This window comes from Streptomyces sp. NPDC088923 (assembly GCF_044749745.1).
Lineage (GTDB): Bacteria > Actinomycetota > Actinomycetes > Streptomycetales > Streptomycetaceae > Streptomyces.
This window is the reverse complement of sequence record NZ_JBIVIO010000001.1, coordinates 1354138-1373083: the sequence shown is the minus strand read 5'-3', so window position 1 is coordinate 1373083 and position 18946 is coordinate 1354138. Positions and strand designations below refer to the sequence as shown.

Annotated in this window: 13 protein-coding genes; 4 read left to right on the top strand and 9 right to left on the bottom strand. The window is 73.9% G+C overall.

Annotation, left to right across the window (positions count from 1 at the left end):
- Position 1: 1 nt before the first annotated feature.
- The 7 genes from ACIP4O_RS06430 to ACIP4O_RS06400 all read right to left on the bottom strand — a co-directional run bounded on the left by ACIP4O_RS06430 (position 2) and on the right by ACIP4O_RS06400 (position 11497).
- A complete protein-coding gene (locus ACIP4O_RS06430; RefSeq protein ID WP_401572194.1) occupies positions 2-1186 on the bottom strand; it encodes a sensor histidine kinase in 1185 nt (394 codons plus the stop codon).
- Positions 1187-1245: 59 nt separating this feature from the next.
- The gene (locus tag ACIP4O_RS06425; RefSeq protein WP_401572191.1) at positions 1246-3453 is read right to left on the bottom strand and encodes an MMPL family transporter; all 2208 of its coding nucleotides are present in this window, start codon (positions 3451-3453) and stop codon (positions 1246-1248) included.
- 87 nt (positions 3454-3540) lie between these two features.
- Positions 3541-4434: a kinase gene (locus tag ACIP4O_RS06420; RefSeq protein WP_401572188.1), complete on the bottom strand. Its 894-nt coding sequence runs from the start codon at positions 4432-4434 to the stop codon at positions 3541-3543.
- On the bottom strand, positions 4431-7628 hold the full coding sequence (locus ACIP4O_RS06415; protein ID WP_401572185.1) for an amino acid adenylation domain-containing protein: 3198 nt from the start codon (positions 7626-7628) through the stop codon (positions 4431-4433). The genes ACIP4O_RS06420 and ACIP4O_RS06415 overlap by 4 nt, the downstream gene beginning before the upstream one ends.
- A complete protein-coding gene (locus ACIP4O_RS06410) occupies positions 7625-8854 on the bottom strand; it encodes an ATP-grasp domain-containing protein (protein WP_401572183.1) in 1230 nt (409 codons plus the stop codon). The genes ACIP4O_RS06415 and ACIP4O_RS06410 overlap by 4 nt, the downstream gene beginning before the upstream one ends.
- 85 nt (positions 8855-8939) lie before the next feature.
- Positions 8940-10421 carry an argininosuccinate lyase gene (gene argH / locus ACIP4O_RS06405; protein WP_401572180.1) on the bottom strand — a complete coding sequence of 494 codons (1482 nt, stop codon included), beginning with the start codon at positions 10419-10421 and terminating at the stop codon, positions 8940-8942.
- Positions 10418-11497, bottom strand: coding sequence for a cysteine synthase family protein (locus ACIP4O_RS06400; RefSeq protein WP_401572177.1), 1080 nt, complete (start codon positions 11495-11497; stop codon positions 10418-10420). Before ACIP4O_RS06400 ends, argH begins: the two co-directional genes overlap by 4 nt.
- A gap of 217 nt (positions 11498-11714) precedes the next feature.
- Here ACIP4O_RS06400 and ACIP4O_RS06395 point away from each other — a divergent pair, with 217 nt between their 5' ends.
- The gene (locus ACIP4O_RS06395; protein WP_401572175.1) at positions 11715-12548 is read left to right on the top strand and encodes a thioesterase II family protein; all 834 of its coding nucleotides are present in this window, start codon (positions 11715-11717) and stop codon (positions 12546-12548) included.
- Here the strand turns inward: ACIP4O_RS06395 and ACIP4O_RS06390 are convergent.
- Entirely contained in the window at positions 12456-13901 is a 1446-nt protein-coding gene (locus ACIP4O_RS06390) for a class II 3-deoxy-7-phosphoheptulonate synthase (protein ID WP_401572172.1), read from the bottom strand. The genes ACIP4O_RS06395 and ACIP4O_RS06390 overlap by 93 nt on opposite strands.
- 208 nt (positions 13902-14109) lie before the next feature.
- Between ACIP4O_RS06390 and ACIP4O_RS06385 the strand changes: the two genes are divergently transcribed.
- A complete protein-coding gene (locus ACIP4O_RS06385) occupies positions 14110-15663 on the top strand; it encodes an anthranilate synthase component I family protein (protein WP_401572169.1) in 1554 nt (517 codons plus the stop codon).
- Positions 15660-16241 (top strand): anthranilate synthase component II, encoded by a 582-nt coding sequence (locus ACIP4O_RS06380; RefSeq protein ID WP_401572166.1) that lies wholly within the window; start codon positions 15660-15662, stop codon positions 16239-16241. The genes ACIP4O_RS06385 and ACIP4O_RS06380 overlap by 4 nt, the downstream gene beginning before the upstream one ends.
- Here ACIP4O_RS06380 and ACIP4O_RS06375 read toward each other — a convergent pair.
- Complete coding sequence (locus tag ACIP4O_RS06375; protein ID WP_401572163.1) at positions 16234-17616, bottom strand: PLP-dependent aminotransferase family protein; 1383 nt, start codon at positions 17614-17616, stop codon at positions 16234-16236. The genes ACIP4O_RS06380 and ACIP4O_RS06375 overlap by 8 nt on opposite strands.
- A gap of 159 nt (positions 17617-17775) precedes the next feature.
- Here ACIP4O_RS06375 and trpD point away from each other — a divergent pair, with 159 nt between their 5' ends.
- Positions 17776-18882 carry an anthranilate phosphoribosyltransferase gene (gene trpD, locus ACIP4O_RS06370; RefSeq protein WP_401572160.1) on the top strand — a complete coding sequence of 369 codons (1107 nt, stop codon included), beginning with the start codon at positions 17776-17778 and terminating at the stop codon, positions 18880-18882.
- The last annotated feature ends 64 nt before the right edge of the window (positions 18883-18946 follow it).

The following is an 18946-nucleotide window of genomic DNA, read 5'->3' as shown; positions in this document are numbered from 1 at the left end:
GTCAGTCCTGACTGTGCGTGGGAAGGATGACGAGGACGCGGGTGCCGTCCCCGAGGGAGCTGGTGACGGTCAGCTCGCCGTCGAGTTCGGCGAGGCGGCGGCGCATGCCGTCGAGGCCGAACCCGCGCGATTCCTCGACGAGGAAGCCGCGGCCGTCGTCGGTGATCTCCAGCTCGACGCCCCCCGGGAACGCGGTCAGCACCACGCCCACGGTGGAGGCTCCCGAGTGCTTGCGTACGTTGGCGAGGGACTCCTGTGTGCAGCGCAGGAGGGCGACGCGGGTGCGCTGGTCCAGGTCGACGTCGGGGAGTTCGGCACTGACGGTCACGCCGGTGTCCTGCGCGAAGCGGTCCAGGGTCCTGCGCAGGGTCGTGGTGACGGAGCCGGGCGCGACGCCGCCCTCGGGGGCGGAGCCGACGAGGACGCGGGCCTCGGCCAGGTTCTCCCGCGCGGTCCGCTCGATGGAGGTGAGCTGCTGGAGGCAGCGGTCGGGATCGGCGAGGGTGGCACCGCGGGCGGCCTCCGCGAGGACCACGATCGAGGCGAAGCCCTGGGCGAGGGTGTCGTGGATCTCCCTGGACAGTCGTTCGCGTTCGTCCGCCGCCCCCTGCCTCTGATAGGCCGCCGCCAACTCCTCCTGTGTGAGGTGGAGTTCGGCGGACAGTTGTTCGTTGCGTTCGTTGTTCAGCCCTATGAAGCGGTGCAGCCACAGTCCCATACCGACCCCCGCGGCGTAGGCGACAACGGTGGATACGGCGTTGCCGGTGAGGAATTGAGGGCTCCAGCCCTGGCCGAGCGTGCCGCCGAAGACCGTGAGGACCGCGCCGGCCCCGCTCAGCGCGATCGCGTCGCGCGGGGCCCGGGTGAAGAGCCAGAACTGCGGCAGGGACACCACGTAGAGGGCGGCCCCGCCGTCCAGGAGGAAGGAACTGGCGCCCAGGACCAGCGCGAGCAGACCGAGGTAGGCGCGGGGCCGCAGGACGGGGTTGTCCGGGCGGACGAGGGTGACGGTGTGGCACAGCGCGATCAGGGCGAGCAGACCGAGGAGCCAGGCCTTCCGGGCCGGTGAGGCGTCGAGCACGGCGAGGGCCGTGGGCAGCAGCCCGAGCAGGAGCCAGCCCGCCAGGTTCCAGCGTCGCAGCCGGTCCAGGGTGAGCCGGTCGCCCGGCTGCTGCCTCTGATTCACTGTGTCTCACCTCGTACGGCACGGAGCGGGGGCATCGGGGCAGCTTACGGCCGCAGCGGTCAGCTCACCGGTTCCAGCGGCCGGTGGGCGGCCTGTTCGGTGGCCTTGCGGGCGCGCCCAACTCCCTTCGATGGCCACCAGTTGGCCTCGCCGAGCAGGAGCATGAGGGACGGCAGGACCAGCATGCGGATGATGAAGGCGTCCAGCAGGACGGCGACGGCGAGGCTGAAACCGATCTGCTTCATCTCGATCAGGTGCAGGGCCGCGAAGCTGGCGAAGACGGTCACCATGACGACGGCCGCGCTCGTGACGACGCCCGCCGAGCTGCCGATGCCCTCGATGACGGCCTTGCGGGTCGGCACTCCGCGCAGGGCCGCCTCCCTGACCCGGCTGATCACGAAGACCTGGTAGTCCATCGAGAGGCCGAAGAGGATCACGAAGAGGAAGAGCGGGACGCGCGAGCCGATCGACCCCGTGGAGGTGAAGTCGACGACTCCCTCGGCCCAGGTGTGCTGGAAGACCATGACGAGGATGCCGAGCGAGGCCGCGGCCGAGAGGAGGTTCAGGAGGATGCCGACGAGGCCGAGGACGACGGAGCGGAAGGCCCAGACCGTCATGACGAAGGTGACCAGGAGGAGGGCCCCGATGATGAGGGGCAGCTTCTGCTCCTGGTGGGTGGGGTAGTCGGTGTAGCGGGCGACGTCGCCGGTCACCGCGGTCTCGGCGCCTTGCACCTTGCCGACGGTCTCGGGGACGTAGGTGTCGCGGATGTCCTTCAGGGAGGACTGGGCCTGGTCGGTGCTCACGTAGTGCGGGACCTGCAACTGGAGCATGCTGATCCGCTTGTCGGCCGAGGTGGTCAGGGTGGAGGTGCCGCTCAGGCGCGGATCGTCCTTGACGTCGGCGGCGAGCCGGCGCAGCGCGGAGGTCACCTCGGGCGAGCGGTCGGCGTCGGCGCGGACGACGACCTGGTGCATGGACTTCAGCTCCGGGTAGGCCGCGTTCAGCCGGTCGTACACCTGCATGGCGACGATGGAGCGGGAGTGCGTCTCGCGGCCCATGTCGGTGAGCTTGAGGCCGAGGACGGGGGCGGCGAGCGCCACGAGGCCGACCACCGTGACCGCGAGGGTCGCGGCGGGGTGCTTCGCGACGGGCCGCAGGACGGCGGCGGTCAGCCGTCCCGGGCCGTTCTTGTGCGTCTTGCGCTTCTTCGGGGCGAGACCGCGGGCCGCCCGGCGCTCGGCGCGCCGCTCGGCGCGCAGCCCCATCATGGCGAGCAGGGCGGGGAGCACCGTGAGGGAGCTGACGACGGCGACGAGGGTGACGACGATCGCGCCGGTGGCGATGGAGGAGAAGATGACGTCGTCGGCGAGGAAGAGGGTGGCGCTGGAGACGGCGACGGCGAGGCCGGAGAGGACGACGGCCCGTCCGGAGGTGGCGGCGGCGAGTTCCACGACGTGGCGCGGGCTCAGCCTGCCGCCCGCGCGGGCCCGTTCCTCGCGCTCCCGCTTGAGGTAGAAGAGCGTGTAGTCGACGCCGACGGCGAGACCGATCAGCAGGATGACGTTGGTGCCGACGCCCGCGTCGGGGAAGACGTGCGAGGCCACCATCGACAGGCCGATGGCCGCGGCGATCGAGGACAGGGCGAGCAGCAGCGGCACGAAGGCCATCGCGATGGAGCTGAAGACGAGCAGCAGGGTGATGAGGGTGACCGGCAGCGCGATGACCTCGGTGCGCGAGAGGTCGTCCCCGCGCAGCTTGTCCACGCCCTTGCTGATGGAGGGCGATCCCGTCTCCTCGACGCGGAGTCCGGGGTGTGCCTCGCCCACGGCGGCCGTGTGCTCCAGCAGCGGGTCGACGTGCTTCTTGCCCTCCAGCTCGGGGCCCTTCATGGTGACGGTGACCCGCACGGCGGTGTTCTTCGCGCTGCGTACCGGGTCGGCGACCGAGCGCACCTCGGGCAGCTTCGCCATCCGGGCGGCCACGTCCGCGGCGGCCGCGTCGGCGGCGGCGATGTCGAGCTTTCCGGTGCCGGGCTTCGCGGTGATCAGGACGTGCTCGACGGGCCGCTGCTGCAAGCCGCCCTCGGCGGCGAGCGCCTCGCCGCGTCCCGCCTCGCCGATGCGGAAGTCCTCGGTGGTCGCCGCGTGGGTACCGGCCGCGATGCCGACCCCGAGGCACAGGACGACGAAGACGAGCCAGCCGACGATGCCTCGCCACGGGTGTGCCGCGCTCCAACGGGCCATGCGTACAGGAAGATTCTTCATGCGTCCATGCTCTTCGCGAGGGGCGGGGCTCCGACAGCGGCGACCGGTTGAACCTGGGGTCCACCAGGTGGTGGACCCCAGGCCGGCTCAGTGGAAGCTGAGCGTCTGGTAGACCGTCACGTTGCCCACGAGTTCCTGGCAGCGCTGTGCCGCGGCGGCCAGCCGGGCGGCGTTCCCCGGGGCGGTGGTGTCCAGGAGGATGCCCAGCGAGGTACCGCTGTGGCCGATGACGACACCGAGTCCGCCGATGTCCTCGCAGATGCGGATCATCGGCTCCAGCGACCGCTTGCGGCGCAGGACCTGGTTCATGCGGGCGCTCTCGGTGGCGACCCGGCCGGCCTCGGCGAGGTCGCGGCGGGCCACGGCGTGCGTCACGCGGTCCAGGAGCTGGGCGTACCGGCGTCGGTCGGCCGCCGTGAAGGGCTTGGGGATGGCGTTGAAGGCGACCGTGTCGACCGCGCCGCCCTCGTCGATGCCGACGACCGTCATCGCGGGCAGTGAGCCCAGTCGCGCGCGCAGGCGCACGCTGCGGTGGTGGAAGGCCACGATCTCCGGGTACAGCACCCCGTCGGTGGGTTCGATGCGGGCCAGGTACCGCTCGATGCGGCGGGGCGGCATCGCTTCGCCGAGGGCGTTGGCGACGGCGCGCGCGGTGGCGACGAGGTCGGCGGAGGAACTGGCCAGCCCCTTGCCCTCCGGCAGGGTGCTCTCGATGCGCAGCACACCGCCCCCGGGTCTTCCGCTGTCCGCGAGGATCATCCGGGCGAGCCGCAGCGCCTTCTTCTTGTGCGCCGGCTCGACCACCACGTCCGGTGCGCCGACGGTGAGTTCGAAGCCCGCGGTGGACCAGCGGGCCACGGGCAGGGTGACCAGGAAGTCCCCGTCGTCCTCGGGCAGCACCCCCTGGAGGAGTTCGCCGAAGGTGCCGAAGGCGGTGCTCACTCCGGTGGAGGCCAGAGGGCGGTGGTCGATGGTGGTCACGTACGAGTCCCTTCCCGCGCGATCGCCGCGCGCACGCGTGCCGCGCCGAGGGCGGGCCTGGTGACGATGAAGTAGTGGCCCCCGTCACTGAGTTCGTGGAGGCCGACGTGTTCCGCGAGAGCACCCCAGGTCTCGGCGGCCGGGGCGGAGGCAGGGCTCAGCGGGTCGTCCTGGGCGAGCACGACGTCCACCGGGGTGGTGAGGAGGCGGGAGCGTGCACGCATCCGCAGGAGATGGCGGTGCGAGGTCTCGACGTCGTGCCGGTAGGCCCGGTCGGCGACTTCCGCGCGCTCCCGTTGGTAGGCGTCCAGTTCGACGAACGCCCGTCCGCCCCGCAGGCGGCCGAGCAGCGTGCCCCGGTCCGCGGCGGCGAGTTCGGCCAGCTCCGCCCGCACCTGAGCGGCGTCGGGCAGCAGTTGGGCCCCCAGGAAGACCCGTTCCGCGGGGCGGCCCGCTTCCTCCAGGAGCCGGGCGGTCTCCAGCGCGAGGGCGGCGCCCGCGCCGTGACCCCACAGCAGGACCGGTGTGGCGAGGTGGGCGAGGACCTCGTCGGCGGCCCGGCGGGCCAGCGCGGGCACGTCCTCCAGGGGTTCGTCGGGGGCGGCGAAGTCGTGGCCGGGCGGCTCCGCTCCGTGGACGGCGATGCCGTCGTGTTCCAGCTCGCGGGCGAGCGCGCGGAAGTTGACCGCGTTGCCCGCGGCGTAGGGGAAGCAGACGAGCGTACGGTGCGGGCTGTGCACCGGGAGCAGGGGGTGCAGCAGCCGGCGGGCGCGAGGCCGGCCGGGCTCGCCGTCCCGCCGCCGGGTCAGGACCTCCGCCAGCTCCGCGAGCACCGGGTGGGCGATGAGGTCGGCGACGCGCAGGTGCCGCCCGAGGTGGGCGATGAGGCGGGCGGCGGCCAGGGAGGTGCCCCCGAGCGCGAAGAAGCTGTCGTCCTTCCCGATGCGCTCCAGGGGGACGCCGAGCACTTCCGCCCAGGCGACCGCGAGGCGTCGTTCGCCGGGGGTGTGCGGGGCGGTGCGGCTCGTGCCGCCATGGCCGAGGGTGGCGGCGAGCTCGGTGAGGGCCGCTTTGTCGATCTTGCCGTTCGAGGTGAGCGGCAGCCGTTCGAGCCGGTGGCAGTAGGCGGGCACCATGTAGCCGGGCAGCAGCGCGGCGAGGAAGTCGCGGGCCCGTGCGGCGTCCGGCAGGTCCGCGTGCGGCTGGTCCGCGTCGGGCAGGTCCGCGTGCGGCAGGTCGGTGGTGAAGAAGGCGGTGAGTCCGCGCGCCTCGCCGAGGCCGCCGTCGATGACGACCACCGCCTCCCGTACGCCCGGCATGCCCGCCAGCCGGTGCTCGATCTCCCCGAGCTCGATCCGGTAGCCGCGGATCTTGACCTGGTCGTCGTGGCGCCCGAGGAATTCGAGCCGGCCGTCGGGGAGCCAGCGGCCGAAGTCGCCGGTGCGGTACATGCGGGTGTGGGCGCGGAACGGGTCCGGGACGAAGCGCTGCCGGGTGCGCTCCTCGTCGTTGATGTAGCCGCGGGCCACGCAGACGCCGGAGAAGGCGATCTCGCCGGTCGTGCCGAGCGGGACGAGCTGGAGGTTCTGGTCGAGGACGTAGGCGTTGACGTCGCGCAGCGGCCGCCCCAGCGCGACGGGGCCGCGCTCGGGAGCGGCGTCGAGGATCTCGTGCGCCGTGTCGTCGCAGACCTCGGTGGCACCGTACGCGTTGACGAGGCGGACACCCGGCTGGGCGGCGAACCAGCGCCGGGCCAACTCGGGGGTGAGGACCTCGCCCGTGACCGACAGGGTGTGCAGGGCACCGAGCGCGCGGGGATGCCGTTCCAGGTACCGTACGAGGACGTCGAGGTAGGCGGGGACGGTCTGGGCGACGGTCACCCCGCCGGTGGTGAGTTCGCCGAGGAATCCGGGCACGTCGAGCAGGATGCCGGTGTCGACGAGGCGCGTGCTCGCGCCGGTGAGCAGGGGCGCGGCGAACTGCCACAGGGAGATGTCGAAGTCCTGGCGCGCGGTCTGTGCCACGACCTGCCCGGGACCCGTGATCGCCATGTCGTCGATCTTCGCGAGGAGGTGGTTGACGAGCCCCGCGTGCTCGCACAGGACCCCTTTGGGGGTTCCGGTGGAGCCGGAGGTGAAGTAGATGTACGCCGCCTGGGAGAGGGCGGGCGGCTGGGGCAGGGGGCCGGTGGCCCCGGCGATCCCCTCGGCCGTGAGCACGGCGGGCGGGTCCTCCAGCCGACCGCGCGCCTCGCGGACGAGGGATTCGCCGCGCTGGTCGGTGAGCGCGAGGACGCAGACGGCCTCGCCGAGTTGGAGGGCGACGCGGTCGGCGGGGAGGTCGGGCGCCATCGGCAGGTACACGGCACCCGCCTTGAGGACGCCGAGGGCGCTCGCGATCCAGTCGAGCGTACGGTCCATGACGACCGCGACGACGTCCTCGGGACCGGCGCCCGCCGCGGCCACGGCGCGTGCCACGCGGTCGGAGCGCTCGTCGAGTTCCCGGTAGGTCCAGGTGCGCTCGCCGTGGGCCGCCGCCGGTGCGCTCGGCCTGGCGCGCGCCTGCTGCCGGAAGAGGTCCACCACGGTGTGCGCGCCCGGGTCGGCACGCGGTCCGGCGAAGGCGTGGAGCTGTGTCGCCGTCTCCTCGGCGCAGAGCAGGCTCCGGCGGTCGTGGCGCGCGGCCGGGTCGGCGACGAGCAGCCGCAGGGCGGCCAGTTGATAGCCGGCGAGGCGCGCGGCACGGTCGTCGTCACACGTGGCGGGGTCGTACGTGACGCGCAGCGCGAGTCCGTCCGCCGTCCGTGCCCAGCCGAAGCGCAGCGCGCCCGGCGCGCCGGGCGCCGGGGAGCGCTCCGTGAGGCCGGACAGGTCCAGCACGACGTCGGGGACCTCCGCCGTACGGGGGGCGCCGGTGACGGCGTCGATCAGCTCGGTCCACGGGGAGGGATCGACGGTGAGGCGCAGGGCGTGGGGCGCGGCGCCGCTTTGGGGCGGTACGCAGCCGCTCACGACGTGGCGTTCGCAGGCGAGGGTGGCCAGGACGCGGGCGTGCGCGGCGAGCAGGAGGGCGGGCAGGCCGGTGCCGAGTGCGTGAGCGGTGCGCTCCAGCTCCTGGGACAGGTCGGCGGGTAGCGGTGTGTGCCGCGTGCCGGTGCCCTCGCGTCTCCCACCGGGAGCGTTCGTCTCTGTCATCGCACGGGGGCCCTCTCTCGTGAAGCGTGCGGGGCGGGGGGCAGCGTGTCCATGGCGATCTCGATGAGGTCCGCGGCCGCCAGCGCGCGGCGGGCCGCCTGCTGCGGTTCGGGGGCCTCGGCCACCACACAGGCCAGGCGGTCCTGGAACGAGTGCGTGATACGGACCTCGCGGCCGGCCTCGGTGGTCGCCCGCGCGGACAGCACGCCGGGGGCAGCGGCGGCGGCGGCCAGTCCGCGCACCGCCGTCACCCGGCCCTCGTGCCTCGCCCGCACGAAGCGGACGGCGGCGTACCCGGCGCCGGGGACGGAGGGCGCGCTTGCCAGACCGGCCGCCCCGGCCACCACGGCGTCCACCAGGTCGACGCCCAGCGCGGCCCGTACGGCGACCGGGATCATGCCTCCGGCGAGGCGCGGGTTGACCTCGATGACGACCGGGCCGCCCGCGGACCAGCGCAGTTCGGTGTGGGCGGCGCCCCAGCCGAGGCCGAGCGCGGCCAGGGCGCGCAGGGCTGTCGCGCCCAGGGCCCGCACCGTGGCGGCGGAGGTGGCGGCGGGCACGTCGTGGCCGGTCTCCACGAAGTACGGGGCCGGCCCGACGTGCTTGGCGACCACGGCGATCACCGTGCCGTCGAAGGTCTCGACGGAGAACTCCGGGCCGGAGACGGCCTCCTCGACCAGGATGCGCGGGTTCGTGCCGTCGGCCAGGAGCCGCTGGGCCCAGGCCCGGGTCTCCCGCGCGTCGCGGCACAGGCGCACCCCGGCCGAGCCCGATCCGCTGACGGGCTTGAGGACGACCGGGCCGCCGAGAAAGAGGGCCGCGTCCACGGCCGCCTCGGCGTCCGTGACGGCCCGGTGGCGCGGTACGGGGACACCCGCCGCGCGGTGGCGTGCGCGTTGTACGTCCTTGGCGCGGCAGGCGCTCACGGCATCGGCGTCGGGTCCCGGCAGGCCGAGCCGAGCCGCGGCACGGGCTGCGGACGCGATGAAGTACTCCGAGCTGGACGTGACACCGGCCAGACCGCCGTCCGCCGCGAGCCCGTCGAGGGCCTGCGACACGGCCGCCAGGTCCGAGGTGTCCAGTACCCGGACCTCCACGGCGTCCTCGGCGACGTACGGATACCTCGCCGGGTTCTTGGCGAGCAGCACCGGCCGCAGGCCGCGTGCTCGCGCCGCGCCGCAGAACTCCCTTCCCGTGCCTGTCGTGTTGCTCTCCAGGAATGCCATCCACCGGCCGCTCATCGTTCCTCTTCCCCACCGTCCGCACCCCGCCCGCGCGGAGTGCTCCCCTGCCTCGCGGACCGGCCGCCGCTCACCACCGGGCCCCTTGCGCGCGGCGGTCGACGAGCGCCCGCGCCTCGGCGTCGAGCCGCAGGGCGGCCTCGCGCAGGCGCGCGCGGTGGGCGGCGGCCCACTCCCCCTGCGCGGCCAGTCGGCCGCGCAGCGTCTGAATCGTCTTGGCGCACTCTCCCGGGCCGCCGCCCCGGTTGAGTCCGGCGACGACCGCGAGCGGCTCGCCAAGCGTCGCGGGCCGCCCGTCGGGCCAGTCGATGCCGGTGAGTTCGGTGCCGCCGGACTCGACGGCGCGGCGCACGGCCGCACCGACCGTGTGGTGGGCGGTGCGGAACGGGACGCCTTGCGCGACCAGCCGGTTGGCGACCACGGTGGCCGTCACGAAGCCCTCCTTGGCGCGGCTCTCCATCCGTTCGGGGACGGGGCGTGCGCCGGAGACGAGCACCTGCCCGAGCTGGACCGCGTCCTGGACGGCGGCGAGCGCGGGCCACGCCGCCGAGACGGCTTCCGTGCCGACCTCGATGGAGTTGGTGAACGGGGTCGACTTCATGGCCGAGGCCGCCGCCGTCCAGGCGCCGATGGCGAGTGCCGCCTTGGCCTTGACGTGTTCGAGCAGGAACGCGTTGCGTTTCTGCGGCATCGCCGAGCTGCCCCCGACGAGCCGCTCGGGGAACTCGACGAAGCCGAACTCCTGGGTGCTCCACAGCTGGAGGTCGGTGGCGAGCCTGCTGAGGGTGACGGCGGCCGACGCGACCACGGCGAGGCCGCGGAGCAGGGTGTCCCTGGCGGCGACGGCGTCGGTGGCGTGCAGCGGCGGCGAGGTGAAGCCGAGCAGGAGCGCGGTGCGCTCCGGGTTGATGGGCAGGTCGGTGCCGGCGACGGCGCCCGCGCCCAGGGGGCAGCGGTCCAGCTCGTCGATGGTGTGGGCCAGGGCCGCGAGGTCGCGGTCCAGGGCGGTGGCGATACCGGCCAGGTAGTAGCCGTAGCTGACCGGCATCGCGGGCTGGAAGTGGGTGTACAGGGGCATGGCGACGTCCGCGTGCGCGCGGGCGCGGGCCAGGAGGACGCCTTGCTGACGCGCCAGCTGGGTGTGCAGGCCGGCCAGTTCCTCGCGCAGCCGGATGGCGGTGACGGTCGCCTTGAGGTCGTTGCGGGAGCGCGCGGTGTGCAGCTTGCCGCCGATGTCGGCACCCAGTTCGTCGGAGAGGTGGCCCTCGTACATGAGGTAGGCGCCACGCGGCGCGTCCAGGCCGTCGAGTGCGCTGAAGCCGCTGTCCCGCAGCGCTTGTACGGCGGTGATGAGCCGCGCCGCCGCTTCGAGGGGCAGCAGTCCGCTCTCGGCGAGCATCACGATGTGCGCGAGGTCGACCGTGGTGATGGGCGCGAGTTCGCGGCGGGTCTCCTCGGGGCCCTGCTCGCCGTAGACGATGCGGCGGGTACGGGGGGCGAGGGTCCGGGTGAGGCGGCCGGTGTCCTGGGCCGGGGAGGCGGGGGCGCTCATGACAGCGCCTCCTCGGCCAGCGGGAGCTCCTGGGCGGGGCGGGGGACCGCGCCCGGCACCGCCTCGTACTCCCGTCGCCGCCAGTCGAGCCGTGTCCAGCGGTCTTCGGCGGCGCCGGGCTCGGTGACCCGTCGCGGCTGTGCCGGACCGGCCGGGGCCGCGTGCCCGTGGGCGGCGAGCCAGTCGTCGTCGTAGACGGTGGACTGGTAGCGGTAGCCCTCGTCGGGGAGCATCACGACGCAGGTGCGCTCGGGGTTGCGCTCCGCCCACCAGTGGGCCACCTGGTAGGCGGCGCCGCTGGTCGGGCCCTGGAAGAGGGCGTGGCGGGCGTGCAGCGCGCGGGTACTGGCGTACGCCTCGGCGGCCGAGAGCCAGTGGACCTCGTCGAAGACGCCGTGGTCGAGGTTGGCGGGCCACAGGCTGTTGCCGAGGCCGCGCAGTTCGCGCGAGCCGTCGGGCTGCCCGAACAGGACGCTGCGGTGGGTGTCGACGCCGAGTGCGAGGGTGTGCGGGGTGTGGGCGCGCAGGGCGCGCGTGGTGCCGCACATCGATCCGCCCGAGCCGACCGGGCCCACGAGGCAGTCGACGGTGCCGAGGCTGTGCCGCAGCTGGTCGGCGACCACCCCGTAGGAGCGCGGGTTGTCGGGGTTGCTGTACTGCTCCGGGCAGAAGGAGTCGGGCAGTTCGGCGCGGATCTCGGCGAGCCGGTCCAGGCGGGCCGTCTGGTAGCCGCCCACCGGGGCGGGCTCGTGGCAGATCTCGACCCGGGCGCCGAGGTCGGTGAGCCTGCGGTAGAGGTTGGCGTCGATGGCCGGGTCGCTGACGAGGACCAGCTTGCGGCGCATGAGCGCGGCCTGCATCGCCAGGGCGAGTCCGAAGGTGCCGGACGTGGTCTCGACGATGACCGTGTCCGCTCCCAGCTCGCCCCGCTCCTCCGCCCGTTGGAGGATGTAGTGGGCGGGCAGCAGTTTCATCAGGGTGAAGACGGCGCCGTAGAGGTTGGGGCCGATCCGGACGAGGCGCGGCATCATCGTGGCCTCGGTGATCGAGGGGTACATCGCGGTGGCCTGCGGCATGGTGCTCCTGAGTGCATCGGTCGGCGGACGGGGTCCCCCGGGGTGAGGAGGACGCGAGTCCCGGGTCCTCCAGGCTGGCGGGCGGCCCTGACAGGCGGCTGACACCCGGGGCGCGGGGCGAGGTGCCGGCGGTCTGTCAGCGGCGTGTCAGGGGCGGGCGCGAGCATCGCCGGGGCACCGGTGGGTGCCCGAGTGAGCGACGAACCGTGGAGGCAGGATGCTGTGGACACAAGCGGTGGAAGCGAGGCCGCTCGCCGGGCGCCGCCTGGTGTGCTTCCCGCACGCCGGAGGTTCCCCCTATCTCTTCCGCGGCTGGGGCGGGGCGCTCGACGCCGTCGAGGTGCGGGCGGTGTGCTACCCGGGGCGTGCCGAGCGCTTCGGGGAACCGTGCGCGAGCGAACTCACCGCGATGGCCCGGGAGATCGCGCGCGAGCTGCTGAGCGCGGACGACGCGCGCCCTGTGGCCCTGTTCGGCCACAGCATGGGCGCGACGGTCGCCTACGAGGTGGCGCGGGCCGTCGAGGGGGCGGGCCGTGCCGTGGACCATCTCTTCGTCTCGGGCGCCCGCGCGCCGCGGTGGCACGTCGCGGACGCCGCGGCGGCCGCCACCTGGGACGACGCGGCGATCATCGCCACCCTGACCGAACTGGGCGGCACCGACCCCGAGTTGCTGGACAACCCGGCGTTCGTGGACCTCGTCCTGCCGTACATCGGCGCCGACTTCCGGATGCTCGCCGCCTACGGCAGCGACCCGGCCGCCGCCCCCCTGGAGTGCCCGGTCACGGCCCTGGTCGGCGCCGGTGATCCCCGGGTGACGGCCAAGGAGTCGGCCGACTGGCGGGAGGTCACGCGGGGTCCCTTCCGTCATCTGACGCTCCCCGGGGGGCACTTCTACCTGGAGGACGCGCCCCCGTACGGGATCGTGGGCCGGGCGCTGGACGTACCGCGGGGCGCCGGGTCACCGCGGGCTCGTGCCTCGTCCTTCCGCGGCCGCGGTCCCGGCCGCGTGGTCCCGGTACATCTCCGCCAGCCGGAAGGCCAGGTCGAGTGACTGGGTGTGGTTCAGGCGCGGGTCGCAGGCCGTCTCGTAGCGCGCCGGCAGGTCCTCGGCCAGGAGCGCGTTGCCGCCGCCGACGCACTCCGTGACGTCGTCCCCGGTCAGTTCGACGTGGATACCGCCCGGGTGGGTGCCGAGGGCGCGGTGCACCTCCACGAAGCCGCGCACCTCGTCGAGGACCGTCTCGAAGAAGCGGGTCTTGTGTCCGCTGGGCGCCGTGACGGTGTTGCCGTGCATCGGGTCGCTGACCCAGCACACCGGCGCGCCCTCGGCGGCGGCCTTCTCGACGAGTCCCGGGAGCACGTCCCGTACCCGCTCGGCGCCCGCCCGCACCACGAACGTGAGGCGGCCCGGCTCGCGGTGCGGGTCGAGGCGGTCGATGAGCCCGGGCAGGTCGCCGGGCGCGGCGCTCGGGCCGAGCTTCACCGCGATCGGATTGCCGACCCGGGAGAAGAACTCGATGTGCGCCCCGTCGAGTGCCCGGGTGCGCTCACCGATCCAGAGCAGGTGGCCGCTGCCCGCGTAGGCGCGGCCGGTCAGCGGGTCGGTGCGGGTGAGCGCGGCCTCGTAGTCGAGGAGCAGTCCCTCGTGGCTGACGTGGAAGTCGGCGGTGCCGAGTTTCCCCGTGTCGATGCCGCAGGCGCGCATGAAGGCGAGGCTGCGGCCGATCTCGTCGGCGAGCGCCTCGTACCGCTCCCCCGCCCGCGAGGTGGCGACGAAGCCGCGGTTCCAGGCGTGCACCTGGCTCAGCCCGGCGAAGCCCCCCGTGGTGAGGGAGCGGACCAGGTCCAGGGTGCTCAGCGAGGCCTCGTACATGGTGCGCAGCCGGGCCGGATCGGGCGTGCGCGAGGCCGCGGTGAACTCCAGGCCGTTGACCGCGTCGCCCCGGTACGAGGGGAGCGTGACCTCGCCCCTGTGCTCCACGGGGCTCGATCTCGGCTTGGCGTACTGGCCCGCCATCCGGCCGACCTTGACGACGGGCAGGGCCGTGGCGTGCGTGAGCACGACGGCCATCTGGAGCAGTGTCCTCAGCTTGCGGCGCACCGCGTCGGCGGTCACCTGCGTGAACGTTTCGGCGCAGTCTCCGCCCTGCAACAGGATCGCCTCGCCACGGGCCACGGCCGCCATCCGGGTGCGCAGGTCGGCGCACTCCTCGGCGGTGACCAGCGGGGCGGCCGCCGCGAGCCGGTCGGTGACCTCGCGCAGCGCGTCCCGCCGGGGCCAGTCGGGCTGCTGTGCGGCCGGGAACTCGCGCCAGGACGCGGCGGCACGCAGGGCTTCGGCGTTCCGCGGGACCTCGCCGGGGGCTGTGGTTCTCTCGTGCCTTTCCAGTAGCTCTGCGGTCATGACCGTGCCTTCCCTCGTGGCGTCGAATACGCGCCCACTACATAGTCCCCCGCCCGCCCGGTCAAGGAATTCGGGAATGGACCGCATCGGCTCCGCGGAATTGGTCTGGCCCCGTTCGCCGACCGGTTGGTTGACTCTTTTCACACCCACAGTCCAGACAGCCATTCCGGCGGGGGAGTTCGTTGTGAACGGAACGGAAAAGATTGAGGTGCGGATCACTTCGGCTCCATTGCCGCGGCACGAACCGCTCGCCCTCTACGAGAGGTTGGCCGCCGACCGGCCGGCCACGGACGTGTTCCTCCTGGAGAGCCTTTCGGGAAGTGCCGAGGACCGGCGCTCGGCCGTCGTCGGCGTCGGCCGGCTCGCCGAGATACGGGTGTACGAGCGCCATGTCGACATCGACGGCGTACCGGCCGTGACGGCGCTGCTCGCCCGGGCCGCGCGGTCGGCGGGGCTCGCGCCGCAGGTGCCGCCGGGCGCGGAGGAGGGCGTGCACCGGCTGCGCTTCACCGGCCAGGACCAGCTGTGGGAGGCCCTCGGCCGGCTCCGGCGGACCTTCGAGCTGAGTGGCGGCCCACCGCCGAGCGCCTACGCCTTCGGGTTCCTCGCCTCGTTCGCGTACGAATCCGCGTGGCACATGGAGACCTTGCCGAAGCGGAGCAAGACTCCGCACGGTCCGGACATCACGCTCTCGCTCTTCAGGGACACCGTCTGGTACGACGTGTCGGGCGCTGTCCCCCGTCATCTACGGGCTTTCAGCGCGGAGTTCGCGCAGGCCCCCGCCGCCGCCGACGTGGCGCGGGCGGCCGCGGCCGCGGCGCGGGCCGTGGCCGCGGCCGTGCCCGAGGCGCCCGCGCCCCGCGCGGTGCGCGACAGCGTCGGCCGGGACACCTTCCTGGGCTGGGCGGAGCTCTGCCTGGAGCACATCCGGGTCGGCGACCTCTACCAGATCCAGCTCGGTCACCGGATCGACGTCACGACGGACCTCGCGCCGCTCGACGTCTACCGGCGGCTGCGCGGCCGGAACCCCTCGCCGTACATGTACGTGATGCCGCGCGCGGGCGGCACGCTGATCGGAGCGAGCCCGGAACTGTTCCTGCGGATCGAGCCCGACGCCGTCGCGGGCGACGAGATCGTGATGCGGCCCATCGCCGGCACGGCCCGGCGGGGCCCGGACGAGGAGGAGAACAGGCGCCGCGTCAAGGAGATGCGGGAGTCCAGCAAGGAACAGGCCGAACACATCATGCTGGTCGACCTGTGCCGCAACGACATCGGCCGGGTCAGCAGGCCCAGCACCCAGCCGGTGGAGCGGCTCATGGAGGTCGAGAGCTTCTCGCACGTCTTCCACCTGGTGTCCACCGTCTCCGGCCGCCTCGCGCCGGACGTCGACGTCTGGCAGGCGGTCCGCGCGACGTTCCCCGCCGGAACGATGACCGGGGCTCCCAAGCTGCGGGCCATGGAGGTCATCGACGGCCTGGAGGAGGAGCGCCGCGGCGGCTACGCGGGGGCTGTGGGCCTCATCGACGTGCGCGGCTGGAGCGAACTCGCGCTGTGCATCCGCACGATCGAGTACGACGGCACCACCTACTCCACGCAGAGCTCGGCCGGCATGGTCGCGCAGTCGGACCCGGCGGCGGAGTGGCGGGAGACGCTGGCGAAGATGGGCGCCGCGTACTGGGCGCTGACCGGCGAGGAGTTGTCGACCGGCGAGGAGGCGGCGGGGGCCGCCGTGGACAGTGACAGTGAGGGGACACGTCCGTGAAGGTTCTGCTGATCGACGCCTACGACAGCTTCGTGCACATCATCGACCAGTACCTGCGCACGCTCGGCGCGGACACCCACGTCGTGCGCTCCCTGACCCGGACACCAGCAGCTCTGGCGGGGCTCGAACCGGACGCCGTGGTCCTCGGCCCGGGCCCCGGGCACCCGGCGGACTCCGGGCACGTGGAGCTGGTGCGCGAGTTCGCGGGCCGCGTACCGCTGCTCGGCGTGTGCCTGGGCCACCAGGCCATCGGGCTCGCGTACGGCGGCCGGATCGAGGTGGCCGAGCAGGTCATGCACGGCCGGACCAGCACCGTACGGCACGACGGGGCAGGCCTTTTCCAGGGGCTCGGCCACACCCTGGAGGCGACCCGCTACCACTCCCTCCTGGTGGCCGAGCCGCTCCCGGACGAGCTGGTGACCACGGCCGTCGCCACCGATCACGGGTACGTGATGGGGCTCAGGCACCGCTCGCTGCCCGTCGAAGGGGTGCAGTTCCACCCGGAGTCGGTGATGACGACGGGCGGGCTCACCATGATGCGCAACTTCCTCGCCTCGCGGGCCGCGCCCGTCAGCTGAGGAGCTCGCCGAGCACCGCGACCGCCTCGCCGATCCCGGTGCGCGGAAGCTGGGCGTGCCCCACCACGAGCGCGGGTCCCCCTTCCCCCGCCCGCGCGTGGAACGCCGCCGCGCCGCGCACCAGCACGGAGCGGCTCAGCGCCCCCGCCACCAGCGCCGCCTCGTCGGTGCGCGGGGGCAGGCGGATGTACGCGTGCAGTCCGGCCGCGGAGCCGGGCACCGAGGCGCCGGGCAGGTGCCGTCGCACAGCGTCCTCCAGTACGTACCTGCGGTCCCGGCACAGCGCGTTGAGGCGCCGCAGGTGGCGGTCGTACAGGCCGCCGCGCAGGAACTCCGCGAACGCCAGTTGCGCCAGGCTGTCGGTGCCGAGGTCGTGCCGGGCACGGGCGCGCAGCAGCGGGGCCAGGAGCGCGGGCGGGGCCGCGAGCCAGCCCAGGCGCAGACCGGGCGCGAGGGTCTTGCTCGCCGTGCCCGCGTAGACGACGTGCTCGGGGGCGAGCCTGCGCAGCGCGAGCGGCCGGCGCGAGCCGCGCTCGTACCAGATCCCGCCGTCGTAGTCGTCCTCCACGATCCAGCCGCCGCTCTCGCGCGCCCACGCGGCGAGCGCGGCCCTGCGCCGGTCGGAGAGCGTCACCCCGGTCGGGTACTGGTGGGCGGGGGTGACCAGCACGGCGCGCACCCCCGAGGCCCGCAGGGCCGCCACGTCGATGCCCTCGGCGTCCACCGGCAGCGGGACCGGGCGCAGTCCGCACTCGCGCACGAAGCGGCGCAGGCGCGGGTGGCCGGGGTTCTCCATCCCCAGGGCGTCCACGCCCAGTGCCGGCAGCGTCGCGCCGAGCAGGCCGAGGGTCTGGGCGAAGCCGGCGACGACCATGATCTGGTCCGGGGTGCTGGGCACCCCGCACACCCGGCCCAGGTAGTGGGCGAGTTCGACGCGCAGCGCCGGTACGCCGGCGGGCGGGGGGTAGTCGTGGTCGGCCGCTCCCGCGGTGCGCAGGGCCCGCTGATAGCTGCTGAGCCAGTCACGGCGCGGGAAGTGCGGGAAGGCGGGGGCGTTGGGGCGCAGGTCCCAGCGCACCTCGGGGGCTCCGCCGTCGTCGAGGAGCGTGGGCACGGGCGGCGCGGGCCGCAGGTGGCGGACGACGCGGGTGCCCGCGCCCTGCACCGCCTCCAGGTAGCCCTCGGCGACGAGTTGCCCGTACGCCTCGACGACCACGCTGCGCGAGACACCGAGGTCGTCGGCGAGGCTGCGGCTGGAGGGCAGACGACTGCCCGGGTGCAGGACACCGGAGGTCACCTCGCCCTTGATGAATCGCTGGATCTGCGAAGTCAGCGGAACACCGGATTCCCTCAGGACTTCCATGGCCACGTGCATGACGCTCGATTTCCCTTCCGTGCGAGGAATTCCGGAGGGAATTCCGGCGTGGTCGCGGTGCGGAACTGGTCCGCACCGCTGGTACGGGACTGGTCTGGAAAGCGGTCCCCGCGTTTCGCAGACTCGGGGGAGAATCTTTTCGCCCGTGAGGAGACCGCCGTGAACACCGCCGTGAACATTTCCGCCGGCACCGCCGTGCGCCATCGCGACTGGCCGCGACTGCTGAGTTCCCTGCTCGACGGCGAGGACCTGTCCGAGGGGCAGGCCGAGTGGGCGATGGGCGAGGTCATGTCCGGTGCCGCGGGTCCGGCGCGGCTCGCCGCGCTCCTGATGGGCCTGCGGGCGAAGGGCGAGACGGCCGTCGAGATCGAGGGACTCGTGCGCGGCATGTTCCGGCACGCGGTGCCGCTCTCCGTGCCGGGCCGCTGCCTCGACATCGTGGGTACGGGCGGCGACGGTTCGCACAGCGTCAACGTCTCCACCATGTCGGCCCTCGTGGCGGCCGGGGCCGGGGCCCGGGTCGTGAAGCACGGCAACCGCTCGGCCTCCTCGGCCTGCGGCTCGGCCGACGTGCTGGAGGAGCTGGGGGTGTCGCTCGCGCTGCCCGCCCACGAGGTGGCCGCGATCGCCGAGGAGACCGGCATCACCTTCTGCTTCGCCCCGATGTTCCACCCCGCGATGCGGCACGCCGCCGGACCGCGCCGTGAGCTGGGTATCCGTACGGTGTTCAACGCCCTCGGCCCCCTGGCCAATCCGGCGCGGCCCGCCGCCCAGGCGGTCGGGGTCGCCGACCCGGTGCTCGCGCGGCGCATGGCGGAGGTGCTCGCGCGGCGCGGTACGGACGCGCTGGTCTTCCGGGGGGACGACGGGATGGACGAGCTGACGGTCACCACGACCTCCACGGTCTGGTCGGTGTCCGGCGGCGGGATACGCCGGGAGACGTTCGACCCCCGGGACATCGGTGTCCCAAGGGCCGCGGCGGACGCCCTGCGGGGCGGGGACCGCGTCCACAACGCCCGGGTGGCCCGTGAGGTCCTGGCGGGCGCCCCCGGTCCCGTCCGGGACGCGGTGCTGCTCTCCGCCGCCGCGGGACTCGCCGCGCTGGAGGGTGGTGGCGGCGCGCTGACGGCACGGCTCGCCGCCGGCTTCGAGCGGGCGGCGAGGGCGGTGGACTCGGGCGCGGCGGCCGCCGTGCTCGACAGGTGGGTGCGGGTGTCGGCCGAGCGGGCGGGTACGGTGCGCGCCGGCTCGGTCGCGGTGGCTTAGGCCGGGTCCGGCGGCCTGGGGGTGCCCCGGGTACGCGCCGGGGCCCGGCGGGGTGCGCGCCGGG

Coding starts and splice junctions, on each gene's coding strand:
- ACIP4O_RS06425 (WP_401572191.1), bottom strand. CDS start 3,453: ATGAAGAATCTTCCTGTACGCATGGCCCGTTGGAGCGCGGCACACCCG.
- ACIP4O_RS06415 (WP_401572185.1), bottom strand. CDS start 7,628: ATGACAGAGACGAACGCTCCCGGTGGGAGACGCGAGGGCACCGGCACG.
- ACIP4O_RS06410 (WP_401572183.1), bottom strand. CDS start 8,854: ATGGCATTCCTGGAGAGCAACACGACAGGCACGGGAAGGGAGTTCTGC.
- argH (WP_401572180.1), bottom strand. CDS start 10,421: ATGAGCGCCCCCGCCTCCCCGGCCCAGGACACCGGCCGCCTCACCCGG.
- ACIP4O_RS06400 (WP_401572177.1), bottom strand. CDS start 11,497: ATGCCGCAGGCCACCGCGATGTACCCCTCGATCACCGAGGCCACGATG.
- ACIP4O_RS06395 (WP_401572175.1), top strand. CDS start 11,715: ATGCTGTGGACACAAGCGGTGGAAGCGAGGCCGCTCGCCGGGCGCCGC.
- ACIP4O_RS06390 (WP_401572172.1), bottom strand. CDS start 13,901: ATGACCGCAGAGCTACTGGAAAGGCACGAGAGAACCACAGCCCCCGGC.
- ACIP4O_RS06375 (WP_401572163.1), bottom strand. CDS start 17,616: ATGCACGTGGCCATGGAAGTCCTGAGGGAATCCGGTGTTCCGCTGACT.